Source organism: Pseudomonadota bacterium (assembly GCA_010028905.1).
GTDB lineage: Bacteria > Vulcanimicrobiota > Xenobia > RGZZ01 > RGZZ01 > RGZZ01.
On record RGZZ01000679.1, the window covers coordinates 1 to 2,070 of the forward strand.

Consider the following 2,070-nt stretch of genomic DNA (forward strand, 5'->3'; position numbering starts at 1 on the left):
AGCGCCCCCGCTTGTCCCCTGCCGACTCTCGCCCCCCCAGCCCCGGCTGAAGGGGGGTAGCCAGAGATGTCGAATCCATCGCGTTCTGGCAAGCGCTATGGCAACGTGCCAGACGTGCTTACCGCCATCCCTACCCGAGTGGAGCAACAATGAAACGCCTTCTTCTGGCCCTTGCCTGTTTCACAGCCCTCAGCAGCAACGTGTGGGCGGCGCCCGCGGCGCAGCCGGCACCGGCAACCGCCCCTGCGGGAACCCCAATCAAGACCCTCTGGGACTACCAGAAGGAGCTCGGCCTCTCCGACAAGCAAGTGGCCGACCTCAAGGCCACGGTGGTCGATCTCGAGAAGTTCGTCCGCGAGCAGCAGGAGCGCCTGAAGCCCCTCGACACCCAGCTCAACGACCAGATCGGCAAGGAAGCCAGCCTCGACCAGATCAAGGCCACCCTGCAGCAGATCGCCGCGGTGCAGATCGACATCCGCGTCGCCGACGTGAACACTTCGCGTAAGATCAACGGAATCCTGACGGCAGATCAGCTGAAGAAGTGGCGCGACATCCAGAAGACTGCACGCGCCTCCACCGCCCAGCCCGCGGCGCCGGCGGCCACCAGCAGCAAGAAGCCGTCGCCACAGACCTCCACGTCTCCGGACTCCGGCCAGTAATCGCCCCACCCATGCGGTCAGCCCGTTGCCGTTCCGCTCAGCGGCGCCTCTCTCACGCTGCGCTTCTGCTGGGCGTGGTTATTGTTGCAACCGCTGTTGCGGGGTGCGGCGGGGGAACCTCATCTCCCCCGCCGCCTCTGACGGCTGCTCCCGCTTCGGCTTCGGCAACGCCGGCAGCCTTCGAACCGTCGGTGGCCGTGAAGTGGAACCGCAGCATGATGGTGTGCTTCACCCTCACCCCGGGGCGCCCCACCGTCGACGCGCGTGGGCTCTACATGGCCAGCGCCGCCATGTATGACGCCTGGGCCGCCTACGACCCTGTCGCCAACGGCACCGTGCTGGGGGGGAGCCTGCGCCGTCCGACCAGAGAGGCAACGCTCGCGAACAAATCGGCCGCGGTGAGCTATGCCGCCTATCACGTGCTGAGCACGCTCGAGGCCGCCTACGAGGCACGCACCGGTGCGTTCCTCGCCACCCTGGGGGGGCTCGGGTACGACACGAGCGCCGCCGCCTTGCAGAGCAACGACCCGACGACGCCGGCCGGCATCGGCCATCTTGCAGCGCAGGCGATTCTCAATGCCCGCGCCAGCGACGGATCGAACGCCCAGCACAACTACGCTGACGCGACGTCAGCCACCTATCCCACCCTGTACACCCCGACGAACTCAGGGGTCCCAGGCGCGCCAAACGCGCTGGGCGGCGCGTCGTTCACGCCTGCCCACTGGGTTCCGCTGCAGGTGCCCACGGGGACGCTTCTCGACCCGACCACCCACTTCCCCATCGCAAGCCAGGGAGACCCCGCTTCGTTCATCACCCAGTCGTATCTCACGCCGCACTGGGGCGCCGTTCTGGCCTTCGCGCTCACCCGCAACGATCAGTTCCGCCCCCCTGCCCCACCCCAGCCCGGCAGCAACGCGCCCTACACCGACGCGCTGGGCGTCACGTCAACCAACAACGATGCGTTCACCCAGCAGGAGAACGACATCCTGACACTCAACGCCGGTCTGACCGATCGGCAGAAGTGCATCGCCGACTACTGGGCCGACCTCGGCGGAAGCGTGACGCCGCCCGGACACTGGAACATCATCGCCGGACAGGTCTCGTATCGCGACCGGCACACCCTCGATGACGATGTGAAGATGTTCTTCGCCCTCAACGGCGCCCTGATCGACGCGAGCATAGCGGCCTGGGAGTCGAAGCGCGCCTACGACTACGTGCGCCCCGTCACCGCCATCGGTTACCTCCACTACAACCTGCCCATCCAGGGGTGGGCCGGCCCCGGTCTGGGAACAGCCACCATGCTGGGCCAGAACTTCATGCCGTTCCAGAAGCTGACGTTCGTCACGCCCCCCTTCCCCGACATCATGAGCGGGCACAGCACCTTCAGCGCAGCGGGTGCCGAGGTGATCAC

General features: G+C 67.0%; 2 protein-coding genes. Both read left to right on the top strand.

Going from position 1 to position 2,070, the window contains the following annotated elements; genetic code table 11:
• The first annotated feature begins 149 nt into the window (after nucleotides 1-149).
• On the top strand, nucleotides 150-659 hold the full coding sequence (locus tag EB084_24265; protein ID NDD31378.1) for a hypothetical protein: 510 nt from the start codon (nucleotides 150-152) through the stop codon (nucleotides 657-659).
• A 215-nt stretch (nucleotides 660-874) separates the two neighbouring features.
• Nucleotides 875-2,070: hypothetical protein (locus tag EB084_24270; GenBank protein ID NDD31379.1), on the top strand; the 1,196-nt coding region annotated here is incomplete at its 3' end.

Coding starts and splice junctions, on each gene's coding strand:
- EB084_24265 (NDD31378.1), top strand. CDS start 150: ATGAAACGCCTTCTTCTGGCCCTTGCCTGTTTCACAGCCCTCAGCAGC.